The organism is Chryseobacterium sp. MYb7 (assembly GCF_002979455.1).
Taxonomy (GTDB): domain Bacteria; phylum Bacteroidota; class Bacteroidia; order Flavobacteriales; family Weeksellaceae; genus Chryseobacterium.
In genome coordinates this window covers 19901-46349 of sequence record NZ_PCOU01000029.1, presented here as the reverse complement: position 1 = coordinate 46349, position 26449 = coordinate 19901, and the positions used below count along the sequence as shown (strand labels likewise).

Below are 26449 nucleotides of genomic sequence, written 5' to 3'. Positions count from 1 at the left end.
TAGAGCTCTTTTTTATAGTCTGAAAAAATTTCTGGCCGTTTCTGTAGTTTCGTCTGCCACTTCAGAGATGCTGATCTTCTTCAGATGCGCAATGGTTTGTGCTACATAAGGTAAAAAGGATGGTTCATTTCGCCTGTTCTGCGTTCTGGGCATATTTTTCGGAAGCATAAAAGGGGCGTCAGTTTCAATCATCATTCTGTCGAGAGGTACGTATTTTATAACGTCTTCGAGATGTTTAAATCTTTTTTCATCACTGATGGATCCTGTAAATCCTAAATAAAATCCTTTATCCAGATAAATTTTTGCTTCGTTCAATGTTCCAGTAAAACAATGTACTACGGCTTCAGGTAACTTTGAAAGAAAGTCATCTGTGATTTCATTAAACCTTTTAAATGCTGATCTTTCATGAAGAAAAAGGGGTTTATTCACTTCTATGGCAAGCTCCAGCTGTGCCTGATAACATTTTTCCTGAATAGGTCTTGGAGAAAAATCCCGATCAAAGTCAAGGCCGCACTCTCCTACTGAGATTACGTGATCCTGTTTCAATAGCTTCCTGAGTTCGCTGATGCTTTGTTCATTAAAAGATTTGGCATCATGGGGATGAATTCCCGCTGTTGAAAATAAAATTTCTGGATATTCTTCTGCAATTTCCGCTGATTCTTTGCTTCCTCTGATGCTGGTTCCTGTGAGAATCATATGTTCAACACCATGATCTAAGGCTCGGTTGATAATTTCTTCGTGTTCATTATAGAACTGTTTATTGGTCAGATTAATGCCAATATCAATGTAAGTGTTCATTTGTTTTTTTACTTTTTTATTAAATGTTATTTCTAAATATAAAATGGAAGCTGATAATATTCTGTTCTGATTGATTTATAGCTTCTATTTATCGCTGCAAAAGTAGAAGTTTGGTACGCAATGTTTTTACGTAGGAGAAAAAAGCTGAAAAGACAAATGGGTGAAATTGCGAAAGTTTTTATTTTCCCTCAGATTTTACAAATGAGGCAGATGTTTGTGGATTACTTATTCATTGATGAATTTTTCCAGAAAACCAATCAGTTTTGTTCCTCCATGGCTCCAACGGATTCCATGGCCTTCTTTTTCGCGGACTTCAAACACCAGTTCGTGTTTGTAATGGAAGAAAACATTCCACCATGTTTTATTTTCAAGAATATTATTGATTTTTGCCATTACTTTTTCCTGTTTCTGCTGGTTATTTCCTTTTATTTCTCCCCAGAAATCATCATCTATTCTTCCAATATGCTTTTCCCAGGCTCTCTGTGCAATGGTAATTTCATTGTTGAAGGGTTCCTGACACGCATTGATCAACGTTGCTTTCAAAGGTGGAATTGCTTTTTCATCACGGATACTTGCTGAGGTCAGCCGTTGTCCTAAAATATTCAGCCAATGATCAATTGAAATGGCTTCTAAAAGTCTGGATTTTACCTCATCTGAATCGCTACTTTCAAAAATCGTAATAAATTTTTCAAAACTTTCCTGTCTGTTGATCTTTATTTCTTCATTAAAATAGGGGAAATTCCATTCTAAGGCTTCCTCCTTAAACCTATGAATATTTTTCTCCAGATTGGCCAGATGTTCTTGTACGAGAATAGCCTTGTATTGGCCTTTCCATTTTTCAGAAAACATGGGAATATAGGGTTCAAACAGATTCATATTTATTTCGTTTTGATCAGATTAACGGGAAGATTTTCTTCTGTGATCAAATATCCGATCAGATTAAACCATTCTTTACAGTGATCCAAAATCCATGCATCAGAAGAGACAATAAGTGCTGAGCTTTCTGCCAGAAATTTATCCGGATTGTACTGGAGATCTGCTTGCCAATTGAGTTGGTGCTGTTCGGCAAATTCAAGAATAATCTGTTTAATTCTTCCGCTGTTGGAAACCGGTTTATCAAAGATCCATACCAATTGATTAATTTGATTTTTCTGATAAAAAGAAGCAACGAGTTCCACTGCTCTTAAGGTTTGATTAACTCTTTTATAAGTTCCATGTACACCTGAAAGGTCACGAATACAGCCATCCAATCCTTCAAAAATATAAGCTTCGGAAAGCAGACTTTCCAGCAGAATCAAAACATTAAAACCATCAAGATAAATAGTTTTCCCCTTTAAATCTGTGGCTTCCAACCGTTTCATCTGTCTGTTTTGAAGCTGTACAGCAGATGCAGATGCTCCCCTCAAAGCTTGTATTTGACGGGTTTTCAACCTGTATCTGTTTCCTACAAGATCAGAAGCCGCTTTTTCCGGGTACTCTCTACTCAACAGATAATACATGTCTTCAACAGCCAACTTTAGCTTGCTGATCTGTTTCTCTGAGCCGAACAGGGTATCATCGCCGGTATTTTTTCCACGGTTTCTGTTATTCATACTCAAAAATAGAATTTTTGGTGGATTCCTGTGGCAGGAAATTGATTTTAATTGTGGATGTTAGACCCCCCCGTCAAAAATTCAAAAAATTTTTGACATCCCTCCAATGGAGGGGAATTTCACACCTTTGATTGTTAAATTTGTCAATCATATTATTTTTATCATTTTAATCAGAAATCTGTTATGTTTTCTACAACAAAAGAGATATTTCGTACAACGCATTGATATTTATTAGGAATAAGTTTGTAAAGACTTAAAAAATACCCTTATGAATACACTGAAAAAATTATGTTATCTGTCTGCAGCAATGCTGTTATCAGCTTCTTTCATTTCATGTTCAAATGATGATAATGAAATTGTTTTTGAACAGCAGACTCCCTCACAGGTACTGTCTTCTACTCCATGGGAAACTACCGGAGCCAAAGATAAAAATGGAAATAATGTAGCTCTTACTGATGCCAGCGTTTCCGGATATGTAGGTTTTGCTTATTTCAAGGCAGATGGAAAGTTTGCTATTTATAACCTTACAGATGTTCTGAGATCTATGGGAACATGGTCTGTAGATGCACAGGGAAAAACCAGAACTATTGCGGCATTGAATCCGGATGGAACAACTATTTTCACCCGTGATGTGGAGATTCTTGTTTTAAACAGAAATGAATTCACGTACAGAATCCGTCCCAACTCCAGTGATCCGTCTGTTTATTATGATATTATCCATACGAGAACTTCTCATGCTGAACCAACGAACGGGCAGCTTGCTCTTGCTTCTACTCCATGGGAAACAACTGGCGCAAAGGATAAAAGCGGAAATAATGTTGCATTAAATGATGCCAGTGTAGCCGGATTTGTTGGATTTTCTTACTTCAAAGCCAACGGAACTTTTAAAATTTTCGGTTTAAATGATGTATTGAGATCCGAAGGAACGTGGTCTATTTCTCCGGATGGGAAAAAGAGAACATTGACTACCCCTACGTTCACCCGTGTTGTGGATATTTTGGTTTTGAATGAAACAACGTTTACTTACAGAATTACCCCTGATGCTGCTAACCCAGCTGTATTTTACGATATTATTCATACCAAGGTTAGCCATAAGGAACCTTTGTAGTGATTATTTTTTTGATAAGAAGGAAGAAACCTGCTCAGTTGATGGGCAGGTTTTTTATATTTTACAATTAAAAGGAATCTATTACTTATATTCCTCCCACCATTTTTTCCAGCTTACTGTTCCCAGCTGATCCAGATTTAATTTTTCTCCGATCATAGGAAGACTTATAGAAATATTGTTTTCTTCTGCATGTTTCGCGGCTAACTCTAAAGGTTCATACCAGGTATGCTGAGCCAGCTTAAATTTGGAATTATGTACCGGGATAAAGTTTTTGGCTTTTAATTCTTTGATTTCTGTCATCAACTGATCCGGTAAAGTATGAATGTAAGGCCATTTTTCGTTATACTGTCCGTTTTCCATTATAGCTAGATCAAATGGGCCATATTTTTCTCCAATTTCTGTAAAATGATTTCCATAACCGCTGTCACCTCCTAAAAACAGATTTTTCGTAGGTGTTTTTAAAACAAAGGAAGTCCAGAGTGAGATATTACGGTTCAATAATCTCCCGGAAAAGTGTCTTGCCGGAGTAAGCGTGACTCTGAAACCTTCTGCAATGTCTATACTGTCCCACCAGTTTTTTTCGATGATTTTGTCAAGATCCCAGCCCCAGTATTCAAAGTGTTGTCCAGTTCCTAAACCACAGATCACTTTGCCTGTTTTATCTTTTAATTCCTGAACGGTTTTATAATCCAGATGATCCCAATGGTCATGGGAGATAAGCAGAAAGTCTATATCCGGCATATGTTCCGGTTTGTAATAATCCGCTCCCTGAAAAGCTTTTATAGAACCGGGCATTGGAGATGCATTGCCACTGAAGACAGGGTCTATCAGAAATTTTTTCCCATCTACCTGTATGAAGTAAGAGCTGTGCCCAAACCACACCAAAACATTTTCTTCCGGCTGAAGATTCTTAAGATCGGTCACCACAAACGGAAGCGCTGTTTTGGGTGATGTATTTTCTACTTTACAAAGGCTTTGAAGAAGTAATTTGGTCATACTTTCGCCTTCTAATAAAGCCGGTGTTTCTAATATATTCTGAAATCTTCCGTTGAGATAATTGGGAAGTGTATTGAAGTACTCTTTTCTTTTTTCATCGGGAAACTGCCCAAGCTGTTTTTTTAAATTTTTCATCCATTTAATTTTAAATCCAGCCTTAGCTATAAAGAAATAATCTCTTTTTTATGGACTGGTAAACCTTAATTTAAAATAAATATAAGCATAAGATTTTGAGATGTAAAAATAAACTTAAAATGAAGTGTTCTTAAAAAAGCCATTTAACCAATCCAAGCATAATAGCTCCTAATATTAAGCAGCATACAATCATTATAGCAAAAGTCTGTCCTAATGCTATCCAAAATTTTTTATGATCGAATGTAAAATCAACAGGGTTAATATAGTAAACATCATAAACCCATGGATTGATACGCACGTCTGGTCTAAAGTACACAATTCCCTGGATGTACCTTCTGCGTAAGGTTTTCAAGTTTCCAATATAGGAACTGTATCCTGCCTCCATTCCGTCAAAATCTACCTCTTTTACAGAGCCATTTTCATATACCTGCAGTACGTAAGTTTTTCTTCTGGGAGTCACACTTACATCATATTCATCTGAAAAGTAATATTTTTCAAGGTTACTGTAAAGAATTTCATCTATGGTTCCGTCTGCTCTTTCATAATGAATACCCAGATCATCAACCACGATCTTTCTGACCACTCTTTTTCGGATTTTCTTCTGATAAAGAATAAAGCGATACAGGCCAAAAGCAAGAGCCGGATAATAAAGTATTGCTACAATAATAAATAATACAACTTTATTACTCAATACAATGGGTAATCCCAATACCAGCAGAAATGCCACCAACAATAAAAGTATCCCAAAAGTTCTCGTCAGCCATGTCATGAACCACCATGTTTTAGAAACCAGCGGTAAAAATTCTTTTCTTACATCCTCTCCCATCTGTTCAAGATACGAAAAAACTAAATAATACAAAAGAGCCACAGTGGCACACCATGGCTCTTTTCACTACATTGAAAATAAGATATGATAATTGAAACTATGAAATTGTATAGGTTTTTTCTGTACTTACATTATAGGTATCAGAAATGATATTGTCTACAAATCTCCATTCTGCCACTGAGCTTCCGGAAGTAAATTTCACATGCAGATATCCTCTTTTATAAAGATTGGCATAATCCAGATCATCAATCAGCAATGAAAATGCCTGCGCCAGTTCTATTGCTTTTGTAGGATCTGCGCTTATTCCCAGATAACCTTCAAGACCTGGAGAAGAAACGGAACTGCAAGCCAGTTCTGTTCCGATAAATTTGCCCTGAGCATCAGTTAGTTTTCCTAACCAGGCATTATGGGTATCCCCTGCCAATACTACGACATTTTTCCCGGCAAGAATGGAGTAAAGCTGCTCTCTTTCCATGAAATATCCGTCCCATGCATCTAAATTGTAAGGTAAAGTAGTTGTAATTCTGGCAATTTCCTGAGGTGTTAAAGTAGGATCCTGCTGTTTGTATCTTGTTTTTAGGATAATCAACTGTGTAATGGTATTCTGAAGAGCCTGCATAGTGGCAGGTTGTGCGCTTCCCTGCTGCTTTATTTCTGCCAGAATCTGATTCAAAAGCATTAATAATTCGGCTGGAACCATCATTTTAGTCATTAAAATCTGCTGTCCAAGTACTTTCCATTTTGCGGTATCCCCATTGATCTGAGAACCCAACCATGACATCTGCTCGCTTCCTATTAGTTTTCTGTTTGTACTTAAAAAGTCTGTCTTAAACTTTACCTGGTTAAAATTCCCTGCGTTATCCAGATAATCGGAATACTCCATTTGCTTATCTCTGGCAATTACTCTTGTGTCCATCATATAAAGAGAAACGATATTTCCGAAGTTGAAACTTCTATAAATTCTCATATCCTTTCCTGTTTTAAGGGGAATATATTCACTGTACGCCTGAAAAGCTGCCATTTTTCTTGCCTGAAAGTCTCCTTCATTAGGCTGATGGTTTTCTGCTCCAGATTTATAGGTATCATTGGCAAATTCATGATCATCCCAAACACAAATGAACGGCTTTTTCTGGTGAAGAAGCTGCAGATTTTTATCTCCTCTGTACTGCCTGTATCGCTCTCTGTAATCGCTGAGATTAAGAATTTCCTTTGCAGGGAGATGGGTTCTTCCCAACTGATTCGTATAAGGGTTTGTTCCATATTGCCCCGGAGCATATTCATAAATATAGTCTCCAAGATGTACTACAACATCAGCTTCAGATTTTGCAATGGCTCCATACACGTTAAAAAGACCAGCAGGAAAATTAGAACAGGAAACCACTGCTATTTTCACCTCACTTACTGCATCTGATTTTGAGGGTAAAGTAAGGGTTTCTCCTGTTACGCTGACTTCTTTTGTTTTACTGTTATAAAATCTGTAGTAATATTTTGTATTGGAAGAAATATTCTGAACATCTACTGCTACTGTAAAGTCATTGACTACCGTGGCATTCGCCTGACCTCTTCTTACCACATCTGAAAAGTTACTGTTTTTACTGATTTCCCATGTAATTTCCGCATCAGTTCCTTTTGAATATCGGGTCCAGATAATGATTCCTGCTGCACTGGGATCAAAACTTGCCACTCCGGATTCAAAACCTCCGTTTTTAAGATCGTCGGGAGCATTTCCATTTTCAGTAAAATCATCGCTGCAGCTTTCAATTAGAGGAGCAATGAAAATTCCCCCGGCTGCTAATAGTGAATTTTTAAGAAATCTTCTTCTGTTGAATTGGTTGTTGTTTTCCATCATTACTTTTTTTGCAAAGCAACGATATCCGAGGAAGAAGGCTGTTAACTAAATTTTAAATGTATTTTATGGTTTTTTAAACAAATGTTTAATGTTATACATAGGAAATTCAGACTTTGTAAAATGTCTCTTTTTAAGAAAATAAGAATGAAAAACTGTATAAATGTTTTTAAAAAGTTATTCTGCTTTTTATTACATTCACAACACTAATAATGATGATCAAGCTATATGACTAAAAAAATTATTCTTTCGCTATTCATGCTGATAACCGGATATTTCTTATATAATCCAATGATAATATCTTTAACATCAGTAAAAGATCCTGAATCCATTAATTTAAAATCTGGCCAGACATTTAAATTAAAAGATCTTCCGGAACTGAAAAGTTCCCAAAATAGTGTTGTATATATTGTTTTAGCCCAGGAAGACCGAAAAAATTTAAGCCCCACAATCCCAAAATGGAAAGTTTTAAAGTCTGATAATACAGCTTTAGTACAGGATCTGCTTAATTGTGATTTCAAATATAACAACGTAGATGTTTCAACAATACAAAGTAAAATGTATGTATATTCCAACGATGCATTAGTCTTTGAAAGCGAAATTTCGTTAGATAAAAATAGTTTGGGACTTCAAAATAGATCAACTGGTTGGGTGACTCTCTTGGATAATCATCAACTTTTAAATATTATAAGTCGGTTTGACAGTTACAATCTACCAATCCTAATTATAAAGTAGGCATGTTTAAAAATAAAAAACCGCTTCCTTTTCTGTAAGCGGTTGATTTTCTGTGGTCCCACCTGGGCTCGAACCAGGGACCACCTGATTATGAGTCAGGTGCTCTAACCAACTGAGCTATAGGACCTCAAAACTTGGTTAAATTTTGTGTTTGCAAAAATAGTAAAATTTCTTTCACTACAAAATTTTTTATTGCTTTTCTTGGCAAAGTTCTACCAGCACACCGTTTGTCGACTTTGGATGAAGGAATACAACTAATTTGTTATCAGCACCTTCTTTCGGTTCTTCAGAGATAAATTGAAATCCCTCTTTTTTTAATCTTTCTACTTCTTTCAGGATATTTTCAACTCCAAATGCCAGATGATGGATGCCTTCTCCCTTTTTATCAATGAATTTTGAGATTGGACTTTCGGGATTACTAGCTTCTAAAAGCTCAATTTTACTCTCCCCTGTTTCATAAAAAGAGGTTACAACCCCTTCTCTTTCCACAGTTTCTTTTTTATAGGATTCTTTTCCTAATAATTTGGCAAAAAGTTCATCAGAAAAACCTAAAGACTTTACAGCAATACCAATATGTTCTAGCTTCATAAATACTATATAGATATAATTAAATCGTAAATTTGATACTCCAGTTGAATTTCAAAGTATCAATTCAAACAAAAGTACTAAATTTGCAGAAATTATGGAAAGTAACAGACAAAGAAAAGTAGCACAGATTATTCAGGAAGACTTCGCAGAGCTTTTCCGCAAACAGGCTTCAGAAAGCAAACAGAGCATATTAGTATCTGTTTCAGATGTAAAAGTAACTGCTGACCTAGGAATTGCTAAAATTTATTTAAGCATTTTCCCGCAGGAATTCCGCACCGCTGTGATGAAGGAGATTGAAGAAAACAAACCTCAGTACAGAAACTTCATTGGCCAGAAAATGGCAAAACAGGTACGTATCATTCCACAACTTAACTTTTATCTGGATACCGCTCTTGATGATGTTGAAAAACTGGAAAGAGAATTAAGAGGCGAAGGCGACAATCCTGTTTTATAGATCTTGAAGAATATTGCATTTTACATAGCATCCAGATACCTTTTGGCTAAAAAAGGCAGTACTGCTGTCACGTTCATTACGTGGCTGTCTGTAGGTGCCATGACGGTTGCTGTGGCTGCAATGTTCGTCATTATTTCCGTTTTTTCAGGGCTTGAAGACCTGAACAAAGACCTTATTTCAAATCTTCATGCAGACCTTACTTTAAAAAGTGTTTCCGGAAAAACTATTAAAAATCTGGATAATGTTAATAAAGTGCTGGGCAGTAATAAAGAAATCAGCAGCTTCTCCCGTGTTATTGAAGAAAAAGTATACATCAGCTTCAACGGAAAAGGTGATATTGCTTATTTAAGAGGTGTTGATTCTGCTTACATCAAGGTAAATCCAATCAATAAAGAAGTATTTTACGGAACCTATCCAAGTTTCAAATATTCTAATGAAGTATTGATGGAAAACAGTCTGGACAACAGACTTTCTATTCCTGTGGATTCTTCCAATCATTATGCAACGGTATTCATGCCGAAGCCAGGAACAGGAATCATCAATAAGGAGGAAGATATTTATAATAAAAAAGATATTTTAGTAACAGGTATTTTCCCCGGAAAAGATCAATTGGACAGTTATATCATTTCTCCCATTGAACTTACAGAGGAATTGCTCAGCTTACCAAAAAAATCAGCTTACCAGATTGTTATTAAATTAAAAAATCCTGAGAATGCAGATGCTGTAAAGCAAAGCCTGCTTTCTTCTCTGGGAAAAAGCATAGAGATCAAAACTAAGGAAGAAGAAAATGCTGCTTTCTGGAAAATGATCAATACAGAAAAACTATTCATCTACCTGATTTTTGCGTTGGTAATCTTCATTACCACCTTTAATCTTGCCGGAGCCATCATTATTCTTCAACTTGATAAAAAGGAACAGGCAAAATCTTTGATATCTCTCGGCTTTCCTTTAAGCCATTTAAGAATGACCTACTTCTACACCGGATTATTAATTGTTGTTTCCGGAGTAATCACAGGATTGATTCTTGGAACGGCACTTTGTTATTTCCAGCTTTATACTGAATTCTTCAGAGCTAATGAAGTTCTGCCTTTCCCGGTAAAAATTGTAGGGAAAAATTACTTTATTGTGGCGCTTACTGCTTCCCTATTTGGATTCACGATTTCATGGTTCTTTTCAAAAATCAGTAAAGAATACATTACTAAAAACTAATATCTTAAGTTTATATATTACATTAAATTAATATATCTCGTTTTCATTTTTTTGTACCTTTACGCCCCAATTTTAAAGAAATGAAACGAATTTTATCTTTTTTCCTGTTAAGTATAATATTTATTGGTGGCTTTGCACAGGCACCAGCAGATTATTACACTCCAGCAGCAGGTTTATCAGGAGCAGCTCTTAAAACAGCTCTTAAAATTATTATTACCAATGGACATGTAGATCATGGGTATGGAGGTTTATGGACTGGCTATCTTACTACAGATCGTGATTATTTTTACGAAAATGATGGTACAATTCTAGACATATATTCTGAAAAGCCAAATGGACCTGATCCCTATAATTACACTCCCATCACCAATCAATGTGGAAACTATTCAGGTGAAGGAAGTTGCTACAATAGAGAACACATTATTCCTCAAAGTTTATTTAATGAGGACTCTCCAATGGTTTCAGATATTCATTTTATCCGTGCAGTAGATGGAAAGGTTAATGGAATCAGATCTGACTACCCATTTGGAGTTGTCGGAAGCAATGTTTCCTATTTATCTCAGAACCAATCTAAACTAGGTACTTCAGTTTCTCCAGGCTATTCAGGTACTGTATTTGAACCTATCGATGCTTTTAAAGGAGACGTTGCCAGAATGATCCTGTATTTTGTAACAAGATATGAAGATAAACTTCAAGGTTTCACTTCAGGGGGAATGCTTGGAAATACAGCATTTCCAGGGCTACAGGCTTGGGCTTTGAATCAATATTTAGCTTGGAATGCAATGGATCCTGTATCTCCGGAAGAAATTGCAAGAAACAACGCTTCTTATACCTACCAGGGAAACAGAAATCCATTTATTGACCATCCAGAATATGTTGCCCAAATCTGGGGGACTCCGGTTGTAGATACACAGGCACCAACAGCTGCAACAAACATTGTGGCCAACAATCCTACTTCAAACTCTATCGCAGTAAGCTGGACAGCTGCTACTGACAATATAGGAGTAACTTCTTATCAGGTTTATGGAAATGGTACTCTAAGAGCTACCGTTTCAGGTACAACTACTTCTACTGTTGTATCAGGATTATCTCCATTGACTCAATATACATTCTATGTAATTGCGAAAGACGCTGCAGGAAACTCTTCTCCACAAAGCACAACTGCTACTGAAACTACTCTTGACGGACCCGCAGGAGGCGGAAGCTGTGGAACTGAAGACTTCAGCACAATGTTGGATGGATCATCATTAGCATCTCAATATGCAACAAGAACATGGACAAACAACAATATAACATGGACCGCTACATTAGCAAGAACTGACGAAACCATCAATGGCAAAGCAGTTTGTACTCAAAAAGGGATTTTAACAAGTTCCGTTATTTCAGGAGGAGTTCAGACATTAACATTGACAACCCAAAGAAAGTACAGCGGGAATAATGGCAGCCTAAATGTCTTAGTAAATGATGTTGTGGTTGGAACTATTCCTTACAGCACTACCGTAACAACAACTCCGATAAATGTAAATGTAAGTGGTGATGTTACTATTAAAATTGTAAATCCAAACAATGACAGAGTTGCTATGGATGACCTTAGCTGGACGTGCGCTACTTCATTGGCAACCTTGGAAACTAAAAAAGACAAATCAGAATTCACCATCTACCCTAACCCGGTAAGAAATAATGAGCTATTTGTAAAAGGAGAAAACCTGAGCAAAGTTTCAAAAGCTGATATCTATGATCTTTCCGGAAAATTGATTGAAACGATCTCAAATCCTTTCAGACATTCAAATAAAATCAACCTTAAAGGTCTTGTAAAAGGAACTTACATTCTGAAAACAGATAATTTCTCTACTAAATTTATTGTAGATTAATTATTAAAAAATATTTCAAATCAAAGGCCGGATTTATCCGGTCTTTTTTTTATTTTTGATCTATGGATTCCAATAAAAAATTAGGATTGATAGGACGAAATATTTCTTATTCTTTTTCTAAAAAATTCTTCGAAAATAAGTTTCAAAAGCTTATGCTGAAAAACTTCTCTTACGATATTTTTGATCTGAAAGAAATCAATGAAGTGGAAAACCTTTTTTCTTCTCCGGAACTTCTAGGATTCAATGTTACCATTCCTTATAAAGAGAAAATAATTGATTATCTTGATGAGTTAAGCGATGAAGCAGAAAAAATAGGTGCTGTGAATTGTGTTCTTATTCAGGATGGCAAAAAAAAAGGTTATAATACCGATGCTTTCGGATTTGAAAAGACCTTGCTTTTGCACAAAACACCTTCACAGGACAAGGCACTTATTCTGGGAAATGGAGGGGCTGCCAAAGCTGTCAAATATGCATTGGATAAACACAACATTCCTTCTATAACAATTTCCAGAAGTACTGAAATCAACTTTGAAAACCTGGATAAAGAAACTGTTGCAGAACATAAAATAATCATTCAATGTACACCAGTAGGTACTTTTCCAAATGTTAAAGACTGTCTTAATTTTCCTTTTGACGGACTTTCTTCTGAGCATCTGGTTATTGATCTGATTTACAATCCTAATTACACCCAATTCATCATCAATGCCTCTGAAAAAGGAGCAAAGACAGTCAACGGATATTATATGCTTGAACAACAAGCAGAAAAAGCTTGGGAAATTTGGAATTTTCAAAAAAAATAACATAAATTAGTACTTTAATTGGCCTTAAAGCTATATATAAAGGATATTAACGCCACTCACATAAAAGATTTGCTATGACTACAGAAAACAATCTTTCTGAAAACGAAGAAAAGAAAATTCCTAACGAAGTATCTCAGGACCCATCAGAAAACGCAGTTTCTCATGATGCAAACCAACATGAAGAGGATACAGAGCACGTGGAAGAACATGAAGAGGAAGAAATTTCCCTTGCTGATGCTTTAAAGGAAATGGAAAAAATCATCAACACTCCCAACGCAGGTGAAAACTTCAAAAGATTCAGCCAGCTGAAAGAGAAAGCAAGTCATTATATTCATGATGAAGTGGAGGATAAAAAACATGAATATATAGAAGGAGGAAACCCTGTTGAAAGCTTCAGCTATGAACATCCTTCTCAAGCTAAATATTCTGCTTTGGTTAATATTTTCAGAGAAAAGCATGACGATTTCCAGAAAGGACAGGAAGAAGAGCAGAAGAAAAATCTTGAGCACCGTCAAAGCATTATCGAAAGACTTAAAAATCTATACACAAGTTCCGAACCGGGAATCAACCTTTTCAAATCCATCCGTGAAATTAAAGAAGAATGGTCAAAAGCCGGACAGGTTGCCAAATCTGAATTCAAAATTCTTAACAATAATTATTTTCACCACCTGAATCAATTTTATCAGATGCTGGATCTAAACAAAGAATTCCTGGAGCAAGAGTACAGCCATAATCTTGAAAAAAGAGAGCATATTATTGCCCGCGCTAAAGAACTGGAAAATGAACCGGTGATTCAGAAAGCTTTAAATGAGCTTCAGTACCTTCATAAACTTTGGAAAGAAGAAGCTGAGCCTGTAGCAGAAGAATTTCGTGAGAAAACATGGGAAGAATTCAAAGAGATTTCCAACAAAATTCACGAAAGAAAATCTGAACTTTCCGCATCTATTGAAAAAGAACAGGGTGTAAATCTTGAAAAGAAAAACGAGATCATTGCTGAAATCAAGAAACTTTCTGAGCCATCAGAAACTCCTAATCACAACTACTGGCAAAATGCCATCAAAAGAGTTGAAGATCTACGTTCTGAATTCTTAAAAACGGGAAGTGTACCAAGAAAATTATCCAATCAAAACTGGAATGATTTCAAAACAACCCTGAGAGGTTTCAATACAACGAAAAACAACTATTACAAATCGTTGAAAGGATCTCAGCAGGCCAATCTTGAAGAAAAATTAAAACTGATCCAGACTGCACAGGATAATATGAACAACGAAGAATGGGATATTGCCGTTCCGTTATTCAAAAAACTACAGGAAGACTGGAAAAAAATAGGCCATGTTCCAAAGAGTATGACTAATAAAATCTGGGATGAATTCCGTGATGCTTGTAACGCGTTTTTCAATAACTACAGAGAGAAAAGTAATACTTCTACCGACAACTGGAAGGAAAACTACAAGAACAAAAAAGCGCTTCTTGATGAACTGAAAGAAGTTTCCAATGAAGAAGGCAGCATCGAAAAAATTGAACAGATCAAAACTTCTTGGAATAATATCGGTAAAGTTCCGAGAGATAAAATTTCAATCAACTCTGAATTCAACAAGACATTAAGAGAGAAATTGAAAATAAACAAGATCAATGAACTTGAATTGAAAGAAGAAGGTCTGTCTGAAAACCAGCTTACCGATAAAGCAAGAAAGATCAAAAATCAAATCTCAGATCTTGAAGCAGAAATCGTAAAACTGGAAAACAACCTTTCTTTCTTCAACAAACCATCAAGAGAAAACCCTCTTTTAAGAGATACCTACAATACGATTGATGAGAAAAAAGCTCATCTGGAAACATTGAAACAAAATCTCCACACGATCATCAGCGGAGACTAATACATAACAAAATAAATAAAGGCGGAGCAAAGCAATTTGTCTTCGCTTTTTCTTTTTATACAATATGAACAACGACGAACTTTATATCAAAAGATGTATCGAACTGGCTCAAAAAGCCCTTGGCCACACTTACCCCAACCCTCTTGTAGGAAGTGTGATCGTACACAATGGAGAAATTATTGGTGAAGGATACCATCATAAAGCAGGAGAAAATCATGCAGAGATTAATGCCATCAGTTCCGTTAAAAATAAAGACCTTATTCCGGAGTCTACAATCTACGTGTCTTTGGAACCATGTGCCCACTATGGAAAAACACCGCCTTGCGCTTTAAAGATTAAAGAATTAGGCTTTAAAAAAGTAGTGATTGGCGCTATGGATTCCCATGATAAAGTGAATGGTAAAGGAAAGAAGATTATTCAGGATGCAGGAATTGAAGCCATTTCAGGAATTCTTGAAAAAAAATGTATTGAACTGAACAAAAGATTTTTCACCTATCATGAAAAGAAAAGACCTTATATCATTCTAAAATGGGCAGAATCCGGTGATGGTTTTCTGGACAAAGATTTTAAACCAACCGCAGTTTCCAATACATTAGTGAATCAGTTTGTTCATCAGTTAAGAGCTGACGAGCATGCTATTTTAGTAGGAACCCAAACCGCTTTACATGATAATCCAAGTCTTACGGTAAGAAATGCTGAAGGTGTAAACCCTGTAAGAATTCTGATTGATTTTGATTTAAAAGTTCCTTCTCATTTTAATATTTACAATACTGAAGCAAAAACCTTGGTTTTAAATTCTATGAAGGAAGGCACCGAAGGACATATTCAATTCATTAAAATCGATAAGAATAAGTTCCTGCCCGAACTTATGGAAGCTTTGTATAAAGAACAGATACAGTCTGTCATTATTGAAGGCGGCCGGTTTACCCTTCAGCAGTTTATCAATGCTGAACTTTGGGATGAAGCGATGATCATTAAAAATGAAAACCTAAAGCTTGAAAACGGAACAAAAGCTCCGGAATTCAACCATACAGCTGTAAAAACTGAAACATTCAGAGATAATACAATTTCATTCTTTAGAGCAAAATAAAACCATTTTATCACCGTCAAATGAAATAATTTCTTTACTTTAGTTTTACAAAAAAAATTAATACTATGAAAAATCTAAAGAAAGTTTCAAGACAGGACTTGAAAACAGTTCAGGGTGGTATCGCTCCTCAATGCTGTTCTTACTATCCACCTTCATTACAAAACTGCTGTGCAACTCCTTCAAGTATGAGCTGCCCACCACCTTGGGTAGAAGGAACATTCCCATGCTAATATTATCAATCAAACAAAAAATGTTATCATGAAAAATTTGAAAAAGGTATCCAGAGCCAATATGAAAACCATTAAAGGAGGTATTTTTGTAACCTGTACGCTGCCTAATGGCGAGCCTACAAGATGTAGAGACAGATGCCCTCAGGATTTCTGTGGTCCAACAAGCTATATGTGCCTGATCCCAATGGATCTGTGCGGAGAAGTAATGTAAGAGATTAATTTTACATTAAAAAAGATAAGCCGTCAAATTTTGACGGCTTAATTTATGATTATGATGCAGAATAGTAAAGCATTTAATATTTTTGCATAAACAAAGCAGGAACTCCAATGACGTTTGAGTACAAAACCATAGAAAAACCCATAGAAAATACTCTTTTAAAAGAAAAAGGAAGCAAGTTTATCGGATTTGCTTACCCGGTTACCAATGAAAAAGAATTAAAGAGTGCACTGGAGAAAGTGAGAGAAGAACATCCAAAGGCTACACACCACTGCTATGCCTTCAGAATGGGTTTAAATGGTGAAAACTATCGTGCCAATGATGATGGTGAACCCTCCGGAAGTGCTGGATTACCTATTTATAACCAACTGCTGGCTCATGAAATCACAAATATTCTTGTTATTGTCGTCCGTTATTATGGCGGAACCAAGCTGGGGGTTTCAGGATTGGTAAAGGCCTATAAGGAATCTGCAAAAATCACACTGGAAGAAGCTAATATCATTACCAGAGAACTGGAAGCTGAAGTTGAGATTCAGTTTAACTTCAATCAGCAGAACACCATCTTCACTCTGCTTTCAAAATTTGACGCTAAGGTTTTGAATTTCGATGCGAATGAAAACTGCATTCTGACAGCCTCTTTGAAACTTGCGCAAAAAGAAAGCATCTCAGAAAAGCTTTCTGAGATGCAATATGTTTCATTTGAATTTAATGATTAATCCCTTCTTCCACCAAGAAGTAAAGATCCCCAGTAGAGAAGCTGTGCAAGAGAACCTAAAGCTGCAACAACATACGTTCTTGCTGCCCATTTTAAGCTATCCTGTACACCTACAAACTCTTCCGCAGTTACAGTTCCGGTATCTTTAAGCCATTTCATAGCTCTGTTACTTGCATCATATTCCACGGGAAGGGTTACAAAAGCAAAAAGCGTAGTCATTGCGAACATGGCTACCCCAATGGCAAGAACCGTAGTATTTCCATTTGGATTCTCAATTGTTCTTGATGCAGCCATTACAGCAATACCTGCAATAAGGACAAACTGCATCAGATTGGAACTTATATTAACAATAGGAACCAGTTTTGAACGTAAATTCAACATAGAATATCCTACCGCATGTTGTACAGCGTGCCCACATTCATGAGCTGCAACTGCCGCTGCCGCCGCATTTCTCTGCATATAAACTCCTTCAGAAAGATTGACTGTTTTATCTGCCGGATTATAGTGGTCCGTCAACTGCCCGGGAACAGATATTACCTGAACATCATTGATCCCGTTGTCTCTCAACATTTTTTCTGCTACTTCTTTCCCCGAAAGTCCGTTTCGAAGGTGTACATTGGAATAATATTCAAATTTAGATTTCAACCTGGAAGAAACCCACCAGCTCACCAGCATCGAAATACCAATAATGATATAATAACCTATCATTTTTTATAAATTTTGTGTTTACTTTTTACCCATAATGATGTAAAAACTGTGCCAAAGTATAAGATAATATTATTTATATTTGTCACTAAATCACCATCAAAAGTTATGTCTAAGGTTTCAATTATTGAAGTAAAAACAGCCGATCAACTCAAACAATTCGTAAAATTCCCGATGGATTTGTACAAAAATAATCCGTACTATGTCCCATCCTTTATAAAAGACGAAATGAAAATCTGGGATCCCAAAGAAAATCCGGCTTTACAGTATTCGGAATCCAGACAGTTTTTGGCAACAAAAGACAGTAAGGTGGTTGGCAGAATTGCAGTAATCATTAATCATAAAGAAGAAAGAGAACTAGGAATTAAAAAAATCCGTTTTGGATGGATCGACTTTATTGATGATGCTGAAGTTTCAAAGGCACTTATTCAAAAAGCCATTGATTATGCCAAAGAAAAAAACATTGACAAAATTGAAGGCCCCATGGGTTTCACCAATCTTGATAAGGCAGGAATGCTGACAATGGGATTTGATAAACTGGCAACGATGATTGGAATCTACAATCATGAATATTATCCAAAACATCTTGAAAATTTAGGTTTAACCAAAGAAAAGGAATGGGTAGAATATGAAATGAATTTTCCAAAAGTACTTCCGGAAAAAGTTGAAAAGTTCAGCGGTTTGATTGCTCAAAAATACAAACTGAGTGTTCTTAACTTCAAATCAAAAGAAGAAATCCTTCCTTATGTAGAACCTATGTTTAAGCTTTTAGATGAAACTTATAAACATCTTTCTACGTATACTCCTATTTCAGATGAGCAGATCAAAACATACAGAGAAAAATATTTTCCTTTCATCAATAAGAACTATGTAATCTGTGTGGTAGATGAAAATCAGCAGCTGGTTTCATTTGCTATCACAATGCCATCCTATTCTAAAGCTCTGCAGAAATCAAAAGGGAAGTTATTTCCATTCGGCTGGTGGCATTTTTTACAGGCTGGAAAAAAGAATGACCGTGCCAATTTTTATCTTATCGGTATTCATCCGGAATATCAAAGACGTGGAGTGACAGCTATTATTTTTAAAGAAATTTTTGTAAGGTTTACCAGCATGGGAATTGATTTTGCGGAAACCAACCCTGAACTGGAAGAAAACAAAAGCGTTCAGGTTCTTTGGCAGGATTACGACCCTGTGAACCATAAGAGAAGAAGAACATACTCAATGGAGATGAACAAGTAATATTGCATTTATACAATATAAAAGCAATCCTACAACTCTAAATTTTTGAACTTTATGAAACCACAACTCATCATTTTTGCCATTTTAATCGTTGGATTTATCAGTTACAACCTCTTTTTCCAATCACCGGATGACAGAACAAATACGGTAATCAATATTACCTTTGCCAGTATTCTTTTTGGTTACATTTCATTTATGGCTTATATCCTTTTGAAAAAAATGAAGAAATAACTAAGAAAACAGCCGTTTACAAGCCTTCTAGTAATCAAAACCTTACCTTATTAAAGAAATCACAAGTATCCCGATTGAACTTCATTAAGCATTTTCCTCTGTACTTACTACAAAAAATGGGGAAAAATATGCTTAAAAAATAATGACAAAATGCTAATTTTTATTGATTCTAAATTACTGATTTAGCTCATTTTCATCCCACTTTTAAGCTGATTAATTTCATGCTTTCTTGTTTATTCGCTAAATTTGCAAATTGAGATAATAATGCAAAAATGAATTTACCTGAAAGTTATATTCCAATCCTTATCCAGGCTGGTGTAGCAGTAGGATTTGTAGCTGTTTCTTTGCTTGGGGCACATTTCTTGGGTCCACAACAGAAAAAAGGAGACTCTGTAAAAAACCAAAGCTGGGAATGTGGAGTTCCTGTAGAAGGAAATGCCAGAACACCGTTTTCTATCAAGTACTTCCTGACTGCGGTATTGTTTGTCCTATTCGATATTGAAATCGTATTCTTTTATCCTTACGCTGTAAACTTCAGAGAATTTGGTATGGAAGGATTCCTTGCTGTACTTACATTCGTTGCGATATTCTTCGTGGCGTTTTTCTATGTCTGGAAACGCGGAGCGCTGGATTGGGATAAATAAATTTTAACATTAAAAGATTGAACAGTTTAATCGTTAAAATGACCAATGATTGAATTTTAATGCTTTAGTCTTTAAATATTTAACAAAAGAAAATGTCAGATAAAAAACCAGTAATAAGAACAGATGCACCTGCTCCCGAAGGATATGAAGGAGAAGGGTTTTTCGCAACAAAACTGAGCAGTGTAATCGGGATGGCAAGAAAGTTTTCACTTTGGCCGTTACCATTTGCTACCTCTTGTTGTGGTATTGAGTTTATGGCTACCCTGAACCCTACTTATGATGCTTCAAGATTTGGTATGGAAAGAAACTCTTTCTCTCCAAGACAAGCAGATATGCTGATGGTTTGCGGAACTATATCAAAGAAATTAGGACCTGTCCTGAAAGAAGTGTACACTCAGATGGCTGAGCCAAAATGGGTGGTAGCAGTTGGAGCTTGTGCTTCCAGCGGTGGTATTTTTGATACATATTCTGTACTTCAGGGAATTGATAAAATTATTCCGGTAGACGTATATGTTCCCGGATGCCCTCCAAGACCTGAACAGATCATTGAAGGAGTAATGCAGGTACAAGCTCTTGCAGAAAGCGAAAGCATCAGAAGAAGAGATATGCCTGAATATCAGAAATTATTAGATTCTTACAACATAAGCAACTAAACGGAAATGACAAACGAATTTGTATTAGAAGCAATCACAAGAGAATTTCCGGAATCTGTCATTTCAAGCTCAGAACCTTATGGAATGCTGACGATTGAAGTGAAGAAAGATGATATTAAGAAAATCATTCACTATCTGAAAGATTCATCACTGGAATTTAACTTCCTTACGGATATCTGTGGTATTCATTATCCTGAATTCCCTGAAAAGGAAATTGGTGTTGTCTACCATTTGCATAATATGATGGCCAATTTCAGATTACGTCTGAAAATCTTCATGTCCAGAGAAAATATTGAGGTAGACTCTCTTGTAGAGCTATACGCAGGAGCAAACTGGATGGAAAGAGAAACGTATGATTTCTATGGGATTAAATTTAAAGGACATCCGGATCTTAGACCTATTTTGAATATGGAAGATCTGGGATACCACCCAATGTTGAAGGAATATCGACTTGAAGACGGTACAAGAACCGACAAGAACGATAGTATGTTCGGAAGATAAAAATATAATGCAATAAGCAATAAGCAGTAAGCATTTAGCTTAAAGCCTATAGCCTATCGCCTAAAGCATTTAAATTATGAAAGATAACTCATTATCTAATATACTAAACCAGTACGAAAGTAAGGAACAGATTGACGGACAATTATATACCCTGAATCTGGGACCTACCCACCCTGCTACTCACGGGATTTTCCAGAATATCTTAACGATGGACGGAGAAAGAATCCTTCATGCAGAGCAAACAGTAGGATATATCCACAGAGCATTTGAGAAAATTTCTGAAAGAAGAAACTATTCTCAAATCACTACCCTTACAGACCGTATGAATTACTGTTCTGCACCCATCAATAACTTAGGCTGGCACATGACAGTAGAAAAGCTGATTGGCGTAAAAGTTCCAAAACGTGTAGACTATATGCGCGTTATCTTGATGGAACTTGCAAGAATCGGTGACCACCTGATCTGTAACGGAGTAACCGGAATGGACTCAGGAGCTATTACAGGTCTTACTTACATGTTCATCGAAAGAGAACGTATTTATGACATGTATGAGCAGATCTGCGGAGCCAGAATGACAACCAATATGGGAAGAATCGGAGGATTTGAAAGAGATTTCACTCCTAAGTTTCATGAGTTATTAAAAGACTTCCTGAAAACTTTCCCTCCAAGATTCAAAGAATTCTGTACCTTGTTAGAAAGAAACAGAATTTTCATGGACAGAACCATCGGTACGGGAGCTATTTCTGCCGAAAGAGCATTAAGCTATGGTTTCACAGGTCCAAACTTACGTGCAGCAGGTGTAGATTATGATGTAAGAGTTGCACAGCCTTATTCCTCATACGAAGATTTCGACTTCATTATTCCTGTAGGAACTTCAGGAGATACCTACGACCGTTTCATGGTTCGTCAACAAGAAATCTGGGAATCAATCAAAATTATCAAACAAGCATACGAAAATCTTCCGGAAGGCCCATTCCATGCGGATGTTCCTGATTTTTATCTTCCTGAAAAGGCAGATGTTTATCAGAAAATGGAAGCATTGATCTACCATTTCAAAATTGTAATGGGAGAAACTGATGTACCGAAAGGAGAAGTTTATCATGCTGTAGAAGGTGGAAACGGAGAATTAGGGTTCTATCTTGTGAGTGACGGAGGAAGAAGTCCTTACAGACTTCACTTCAGAAGACCATGCTTCATCTACTATCAGGCATACCCTGAAATGATTACAGGTTCTGTAATTTCAGATGCCATTGTAACAATGTGTAGTATGAATATTATTGCGGGAGAATTAGACGCATAACTGGAATTATAAATTTTGAATTATAAATTATAAATTGATTTTAGACCGTTATTCAGTTAGAATTTAAAATCTAAAATCTAAAATTTCAAAAATGAGCGAAACAATAGCTTTTAAACCGGAAAGTTTAGCACAGGTACACAAAATTATCGCAAGATATCCTGAAGGAAGACAAAAATCTGCTCTTCTTCCTGTACTTCACTTGGCACAGAAAGAATTCGGAGGATGGTTAGATGTTCCTGTGATGGATTATGTTGCCGGACTATTAAGTATCCAGCCGATCGAAGTATATGAAGTGGCTACTTTCTATACCATGTTTAATATGAAGCCGGTAGGTAAATATGTGTTGGAAGTTTGTAGAACAGGACCTTGTATGGTTTGTGGAAGCGAAAAAATTCTGGATCATATCAGAACCAAACTGAATATTAAAGACGGAGAAACTACTGAAGATGGTATGTTTACATTAAAGCCAGCTGAATGTCTTGGAGCATGTGGATATGCACCAATGCTGCAGCTTGGAAAATTCTTTCATGAAAATTTAACGATAGAAAAAGTAGATGAAATCCTTGATCTTTGCAGACAGGGACAAGTTGCTTTAGACTAAATAAATTTTAACAAATTAAAAATAGCATAAGTTAGACGCCAAAAGCCAATAGCTGACCGCTAAAAGCATAATAAACAATGAGTAAAAAACTTTTACTTAAAGACGCACATATAGAAGGTATTCGCTACTTTGAAACATACCGTAAACAGGGAGGTTACACAGCAGCTGAAAAAGCCTTGAAGATGACTCCTGACGAAATTCTTGAAGAAGTAAAAGCTTCAGGACTGAGAGGTCGTGGTGGAGCTGGATTCCCAACAGGAATGAAATGGAGCTTTTTGGCAAAGCCTGAAGGTGTTCCAAGACACCTTGTTGTGAATGCAGATGAATCTGAACCTGGAACATTCAAGGACAGATACCTGATGGAGTTCCTTCCTCATTTATTGATCGAGGGAATGCTAATTTCTTCTTACTGTTTAGGTTCCAATACTTCTTATATCTACATCCGTGGAGAATATTCATGGATTCCGGATATCCTTGAAGAAGCGATTGAAGAAGCTAAAGCAGCAGGATTTTTAGGTAAAAATATTCTAGGAACTGGTTTCGATCTTGAAATCTATGTACAGAGAGGTGGTGGAGCATACATCTGTGGTGAAGAAACTGCATTGCTGGAATCCCTTGAAGGAAAAAGAGGTAACCCAAGATTAAAACCGCCATTCCCGGCTGTAAAAGGTCTTTGGGAAAGACCAACGGTGGTAAACAATGTTGAGTCTATCGCGGCAATTGTTCCAATCATTGATATTACAGGTGCTGAATATGCTAAAATAGGTGTTGGAAGATCTACAGGTACAAAATTGATTTCTGCTTGTGGAAATATCAACAAACCTGGTGTATACGAAATCGATATGACGATCACTGTAGAAGAATTCATCTATTCTGATGAATATTGCGGTGGTATTAAAGACGGTAAAAAATTAAAGGCGTGTATTCCTGGAGGAAGTTCTGTTCCGATTGTTCCGGCTAATTTATTACTGAGAACAGTGAACGGAGAGCCAAGATATATGAACTATGAATCATTAGCCGATGGTGGTTTTGCTACCGGAACCATGATGGGTTCAGGAGGTTTCATCGTTTTGGATGAAGACCAGTGTATTGTAGATCACACCATGACTTTGGCAAGATTCTACAACCACGAAAGCTGTGGACAATGTACGCCTTGTCGTGAAGGAACGGGATGGATGTACAAGATTTTAAAGAAAATCGAGAAAGGAGAAGGAAAAATGGAAGATATCGATCTACTTTGGGATATCCAGAGAAAAATCGAAGGAAACACAATCTGTCCATTGGGTGATGCAGCAGCTTGGCCGGTTGCAGCAGCAATCCGTCACTTCAGAGATGAATTCGAGTGGCACATCAAAAACCCAGAATTGTCTCAGACACAAAATTATGGATTGGCACATTATGCAGATCCTATCCCGGCTGTTGAAAAGAATGCATAGGTAACATGAAAAAATTATTGGTTGTCGGCTTAATGATGTCGAATCTTGTATTTGCACAGAACAAGAAGAGTGATACTGCAACTTATAACAGATCCGTTGAAGAGGATTTGTCATATCTAGTGAGTGAGAAACAGCAGATTAAAGCTGAAAAAAAGGAAAAACCTTTACCATTAAGCAAAAAAGGTCAGGTTTTCGTATTTTATGGATGGAACAGAGCTGCTTATAGCAATTCCGACATTCATTTTACAGGAAACGGATACGATTTTCAATTGAATAATGTAACCGCACAAGACAGACCTACAAAATTTGGAATCGTTTATTTTGATCCAAGCTGGTTTACTGTAACACAGTATAATTTCAGAATAGGATATTTCATTAAAGACAATTTAGCTCTGGTACTGGGAATAGACCACATGAAATATGTAATGGATCAGAACCAGACAGTAGGTTTCAAAGGTCATATTTCAGATCCTGAATATGCAGCAATGGTTCAAAACGGGCAGGTAAACCTGGCAGATGAGAAGTTCCTTACTTTTGAACATACAGATGGACTTAATTATGAAAACTTAGGTCTTGAGAAGTACAAAAATCTTGTTCACAAAAAAAATATAGATTTAGTATGGTCTTATGGAGCCGGAATCGGATTTATGTTTCCGAAAAGTAATGTGAAACTTTTTGGTAATGAAAGAAGTGACCGCTTTCACGTTGCAGGTATGGGAACTGATATCAGATCCAGTCTTAACTTGGTATTCTGGAAAAACTGGATGCTGAGATTAGAAGGAAAAGCCGGTTATATTAATATGTGGGATATTAAAACTACATTAAATAATAAACCAGACAAAGCACGTCAGGATTTTGTTTTCGGACAGGTTCTGGGAGGAATTGGATATACATTTAATACAAAGAAATATAAATAACAAAGCCTATTGCTTAACGCATAAAGCTTAAAGCATATCATATGAGCGAAGAAGTTAAAAAATTCACAATAACTATAGACGGACAGACTACCGAAGTTCTGCCTGGTACTTCTATCTTGGAAGCTGCTAGACAAATCGGTGGAAAATCTGTACCTCCTGCAATGTGTTACTACAGCAAACTAGAAACCAGTGGAGGTAGATGTAGAACTTGTCTGGTAGAAGTTTCTAAAGGATCTGAAGCAGATCCGCGTCCTATGCCAAAATTAGTAGCAAGCTGCAGAACTAATGTAATGGACGGTATGGAGGTAAAAAACCTTACTTCTGAGAAAGCGCAGGAAGGAAGAAAAGCGGTTACCGAATTCTTATTGGTAAATCACCCGCTAGACTGTCCTGTATGTGATCAGGCAGGAGAATGCCACCTTCAGGATCTTGGTTATGAGCATGGTGTAGACAGTACAAGAACAGAATTCGAAAGAAATACTTACGAAGCTGATGATCTTGGACCGAACATCAAATTAAATATGAACCGCTGTATTCTTTGTGCAAGATGTGTACTGACAGCTAACCAGCTTACAGAAACAAGAGAACACGGTATCCTTTTCAGAGGAGATCACGCTGAAATTTCAACGTATTTAAATAAAGCTTTAGACAATGACTTCATTGGAAACGTTATCGACGTTTGTCCTGTAGGAGCATTGACAGACAGAACAGCTCGTTTTGCAAGCAGAGTATGGTTTACAAAACCTATGAATGCTTCTTGTAAATGTGATAAATGTTCAGGAAAAGCTTTAGTATGGATGAAGGGTGATGAGATTGTAAGAGTAACTGCAAGAAAAGACCAGTGGGGTGAAGTAGAAGAATTCATCTGTGATACATGTCGTTTCGAAAGAAAAGCCTTATCAGACTGGAATATCGAAGGTCCTAGACATATCGACAGACATTCTGTAATTTCATTGAACCACTACGAAAAACCAAAGGATGAACTAAGAGTTTTAGACAATCCTATGGCTAAAGAAATCAGTGAAAAAGACGAAAAATAATTTTAATAAAGACAATTAGATTTCAGACACAAGACATCAGACTTAACCTCATATCTAGTATCTGACATCTCACATCTAAAAATCTTTGCAATAAA

General features: G+C 36.5%; 29 protein-coding genes and 1 tRNA gene. 21 read left to right on the top strand and 9 right to left on the bottom strand.

Annotated features, from left to right (window positions below; genetic code table 11):
* Nucleotides 1-12 precede the first annotated feature (12 nt).
* The 3 genes from CQ046_RS19345 to CQ046_RS19335 all read right to left on the bottom strand — a co-directional run bounded on the left by CQ046_RS19345 (nucleotide 13) and on the right by CQ046_RS19335 (nucleotide 2390).
* A complete protein-coding gene (locus CQ046_RS19345; RefSeq protein ID WP_105703854.1) occupies nucleotides 13-798 on the bottom strand; it encodes a TatD family hydrolase in 786 nt (261 codons plus the stop codon).
* Between the two features lie 225 nt (nucleotides 799-1023).
* Nucleotides 1024-1674, bottom strand: coding sequence for a hypothetical protein (locus CQ046_RS19340; protein ID WP_105703853.1), 651 nt, complete (start codon nucleotides 1672-1674; stop codon nucleotides 1024-1026).
* Nucleotides 1675-1676: 2 nt separating this feature from the next.
* Nucleotides 1677-2390 (bottom strand): DUF434 domain-containing protein, encoded by a 714-nt coding sequence (locus CQ046_RS19335; RefSeq protein WP_165790555.1) that lies wholly within the window; start codon nucleotides 2388-2390, stop codon nucleotides 1677-1679.
* A gap of 268 nt (nucleotides 2391-2658) precedes the next feature.
* Between CQ046_RS19335 and CQ046_RS19330 the strand changes: the two genes are divergently transcribed.
* Nucleotides 2659-3498, top strand: coding sequence for a DUF4822 domain-containing protein (locus CQ046_RS19330; protein WP_105703851.1), 840 nt, complete (start codon nucleotides 2659-2661; stop codon nucleotides 3496-3498).
* 81 nt (nucleotides 3499-3579) lie between these two features.
* Here the strand turns inward: CQ046_RS19330 and CQ046_RS19325 are convergent, their stop codons facing one another.
* From CQ046_RS19325 to CQ046_RS19315, 3 genes are all read right to left on the bottom strand, one after another.
* Entirely contained in the window at nucleotides 3580-4629 is a 1050-nt protein-coding gene (locus CQ046_RS19325; protein WP_105703850.1) for an MBL fold metallo-hydrolase, read from the bottom strand.
* 130 nt (nucleotides 4630-4759) lie between these two features.
* A complete protein-coding gene (locus CQ046_RS19320; RefSeq protein WP_105703849.1) occupies nucleotides 4760-5455 on the bottom strand; it encodes a hypothetical protein in 696 nt (231 codons plus the stop codon).
* Between the two features lie 97 nt (nucleotides 5456-5552).
* Nucleotides 5553-7304, bottom strand: coding sequence for an alkaline phosphatase D family protein (locus tag CQ046_RS19315; RefSeq protein WP_105703848.1), 1752 nt, complete (start codon nucleotides 7302-7304; stop codon nucleotides 5553-5555).
* A gap of 225 nt (nucleotides 7305-7529) precedes the next feature.
* Here CQ046_RS19315 and CQ046_RS19310 point away from each other — a divergent pair, with 225 nt between their 5' ends.
* Nucleotides 7530-8036: a hypothetical protein gene (locus CQ046_RS19310; RefSeq protein ID WP_105703847.1), complete on the top strand. Its 507-nt coding sequence runs from the start codon at nucleotides 7530-7532 to the stop codon at nucleotides 8034-8036.
* A 53-nt stretch (nucleotides 8037-8089) separates the two neighbouring features.
* Here CQ046_RS19310 and CQ046_RS19305 read toward each other — a convergent pair.
* Nucleotides 8090-8163 (bottom strand) — tRNA-Ile (locus CQ046_RS19305).
* Nucleotides 8164-8225: 62 nt separating this feature from the next.
* Entirely contained in the window at nucleotides 8226-8624 is a 399-nt protein-coding gene (gene mce, locus CQ046_RS19300; protein ID WP_105703846.1) for a methylmalonyl-CoA epimerase, read from the bottom strand.
* Nucleotides 8625-8718: 94 nt separating this feature from the next.
* Between mce and rbfA the strand changes: the two genes are divergently transcribed.
* From rbfA to CQ046_RS19260, 9 genes are all read left to right on the top strand, one after another.
* Nucleotides 8719-9078 (top strand): 30S ribosome-binding factor RbfA, encoded by a 360-nt coding sequence (gene rbfA, locus CQ046_RS19295; RefSeq protein ID WP_027373534.1) that lies wholly within the window; start codon nucleotides 8719-8721, stop codon nucleotides 9076-9078.
* A 3-nt stretch (nucleotides 9079-9081) separates the two neighbouring features.
* The gene (locus tag CQ046_RS19290; RefSeq protein ID WP_105703845.1) at nucleotides 9082-10287 is read left to right on the top strand and encodes an ABC transporter permease; all 1206 of its coding nucleotides are present in this window, start codon (nucleotides 9082-9084) and stop codon (nucleotides 10285-10287) included.
* An 80-nt stretch (nucleotides 10288-10367) separates the two neighbouring features.
* Nucleotides 10368-12158 carry an endonuclease gene (locus CQ046_RS19285; protein ID WP_105703844.1) on the top strand — a complete coding sequence of 597 codons (1791 nt, stop codon included), beginning with the start codon at nucleotides 10368-10370 and terminating at the stop codon, nucleotides 12156-12158.
* Nucleotides 12159-12220: 62 nt separating this feature from the next.
* A complete protein-coding gene (locus CQ046_RS19280) occupies nucleotides 12221-12958 on the top strand; it encodes a shikimate dehydrogenase family protein (RefSeq protein WP_105703843.1) in 738 nt (245 codons plus the stop codon).
* Nucleotides 12959-13032: 74 nt separating this feature from the next.
* Nucleotides 13033-14835 carry a DUF349 domain-containing protein gene (locus CQ046_RS19275; RefSeq protein ID WP_105703842.1) on the top strand — a complete coding sequence of 601 codons (1803 nt, stop codon included), beginning with the start codon at nucleotides 13033-13035 and terminating at the stop codon, nucleotides 14833-14835.
* Between the two features lie 64 nt (nucleotides 14836-14899).
* Nucleotides 14900-15925: a bifunctional diaminohydroxyphosphoribosylaminopyrimidine deaminase/5-amino-6-(5-phosphoribosylamino)uracil reductase RibD gene (ribD, locus tag CQ046_RS19270; RefSeq protein WP_105703841.1), complete on the top strand. Its 1026-nt coding sequence runs from the start codon at nucleotides 14900-14902 to the stop codon at nucleotides 15923-15925.
* Nucleotides 15926-15990: 65 nt separating this feature from the next.
* Nucleotides 15991-16155 (top strand): bacteriocin-like protein, encoded by a 165-nt coding sequence (locus tag CQ046_RS23690; RefSeq protein WP_165790553.1) that lies wholly within the window; start codon nucleotides 15991-15993, stop codon nucleotides 16153-16155.
* 28 nt (nucleotides 16156-16183) lie between these two features.
* The gene (locus tag CQ046_RS19265; RefSeq protein ID WP_105703840.1) at nucleotides 16184-16366 is read left to right on the top strand and encodes a bacteriocin-like protein; all 183 of its coding nucleotides are present in this window, start codon (nucleotides 16184-16186) and stop codon (nucleotides 16364-16366) included.
* A 116-nt stretch (nucleotides 16367-16482) separates the two neighbouring features.
* Nucleotides 16483-17088, top strand: coding sequence for an IMPACT family protein (locus tag CQ046_RS19260; RefSeq protein ID WP_105703839.1), 606 nt, complete (start codon nucleotides 16483-16485; stop codon nucleotides 17086-17088).
* On the opposite strand, the gene CQ046_RS19255 is transcribed toward CQ046_RS19260, so the two are convergent.
* On the bottom strand, nucleotides 17085-17795 hold the full coding sequence (locus tag CQ046_RS19255; protein ID WP_185126212.1) for a zinc metallopeptidase: 711 nt from the start codon (nucleotides 17793-17795) through the stop codon (nucleotides 17085-17087). The genes CQ046_RS19260 and CQ046_RS19255 overlap by 4 nt on opposite strands.
* A gap of 105 nt (nucleotides 17796-17900) precedes the next feature.
* Between CQ046_RS19255 and CQ046_RS19250 the strand changes: the two genes are divergently transcribed.
* From CQ046_RS19250 to CQ046_RS19210, 10 genes are all read left to right on the top strand, one after another.
* On the top strand, nucleotides 17901-19031 hold the full coding sequence (locus CQ046_RS19250) for a GNAT family N-acetyltransferase (RefSeq protein ID WP_105703838.1): 1131 nt from the start codon (nucleotides 17901-17903) through the stop codon (nucleotides 19029-19031).
* Between the two features lie 54 nt (nucleotides 19032-19085).
* Entirely contained in the window at nucleotides 19086-19262 is a 177-nt protein-coding gene (locus tag CQ046_RS23685; RefSeq protein WP_165790554.1) for a hypothetical protein, read from the top strand.
* Nucleotides 19263-19534: 272 nt separating this feature from the next.
* Nucleotides 19535-19906 (top strand): NADH-quinone oxidoreductase subunit A, encoded by a 372-nt coding sequence (locus tag CQ046_RS19245; protein WP_047428392.1) that lies wholly within the window; start codon nucleotides 19535-19537, stop codon nucleotides 19904-19906.
* Between the two features lie 92 nt (nucleotides 19907-19998).
* Nucleotides 19999-20559, top strand: coding sequence for an NADH-quinone oxidoreductase subunit B (locus CQ046_RS19240; RefSeq protein ID WP_002983540.1), 561 nt, complete (start codon nucleotides 19999-20001; stop codon nucleotides 20557-20559).
* Between the two features lie 6 nt (nucleotides 20560-20565).
* The gene (locus CQ046_RS19235; protein WP_105703837.1) at nucleotides 20566-21060 is read left to right on the top strand and encodes an NADH-quinone oxidoreductase subunit C; all 495 of its coding nucleotides are present in this window, start codon (nucleotides 20566-20568) and stop codon (nucleotides 21058-21060) included.
* A 76-nt stretch (nucleotides 21061-21136) separates the two neighbouring features.
* Nucleotides 21137-22360, top strand: coding sequence for an NADH dehydrogenase (quinone) subunit D (gene nuoD, locus CQ046_RS19230; protein WP_047096007.1), 1224 nt, complete (start codon nucleotides 21137-21139; stop codon nucleotides 22358-22360).
* Nucleotides 22361-22451: 91 nt separating this feature from the next.
* Nucleotides 22452-22961 carry a complex I 24 kDa subunit family protein gene (gene nuoE, locus CQ046_RS19225; RefSeq protein ID WP_034693429.1) on the top strand — a complete coding sequence of 170 codons (510 nt, stop codon included), beginning with the start codon at nucleotides 22452-22454 and terminating at the stop codon, nucleotides 22959-22961.
* A gap of 77 nt (nucleotides 22962-23038) precedes the next feature.
* Nucleotides 23039-24397, top strand: a complete 1359-nt coding sequence (nuoF, locus tag CQ046_RS19220; protein ID WP_105703836.1) for an NADH-quinone oxidoreductase subunit NuoF — start codon at nucleotides 23039-23041, stop codon at nucleotides 24395-24397.
* Between the two features lie 5 nt (nucleotides 24398-24402).
* Nucleotides 24403-25314, top strand: a complete 912-nt coding sequence (locus tag CQ046_RS19215) for a hypothetical protein (protein WP_185126210.1) — start codon at nucleotides 24403-24405, stop codon at nucleotides 25312-25314.
* Between the two features lie 41 nt (nucleotides 25315-25355).
* Nucleotides 25356-26354, top strand: coding sequence for a 2Fe-2S iron-sulfur cluster-binding protein (locus CQ046_RS19210; RefSeq protein WP_105703835.1), 999 nt, complete (start codon nucleotides 25356-25358; stop codon nucleotides 26352-26354).
* The last annotated feature ends 95 nt before the right edge of the window (nucleotides 26355-26449 follow it).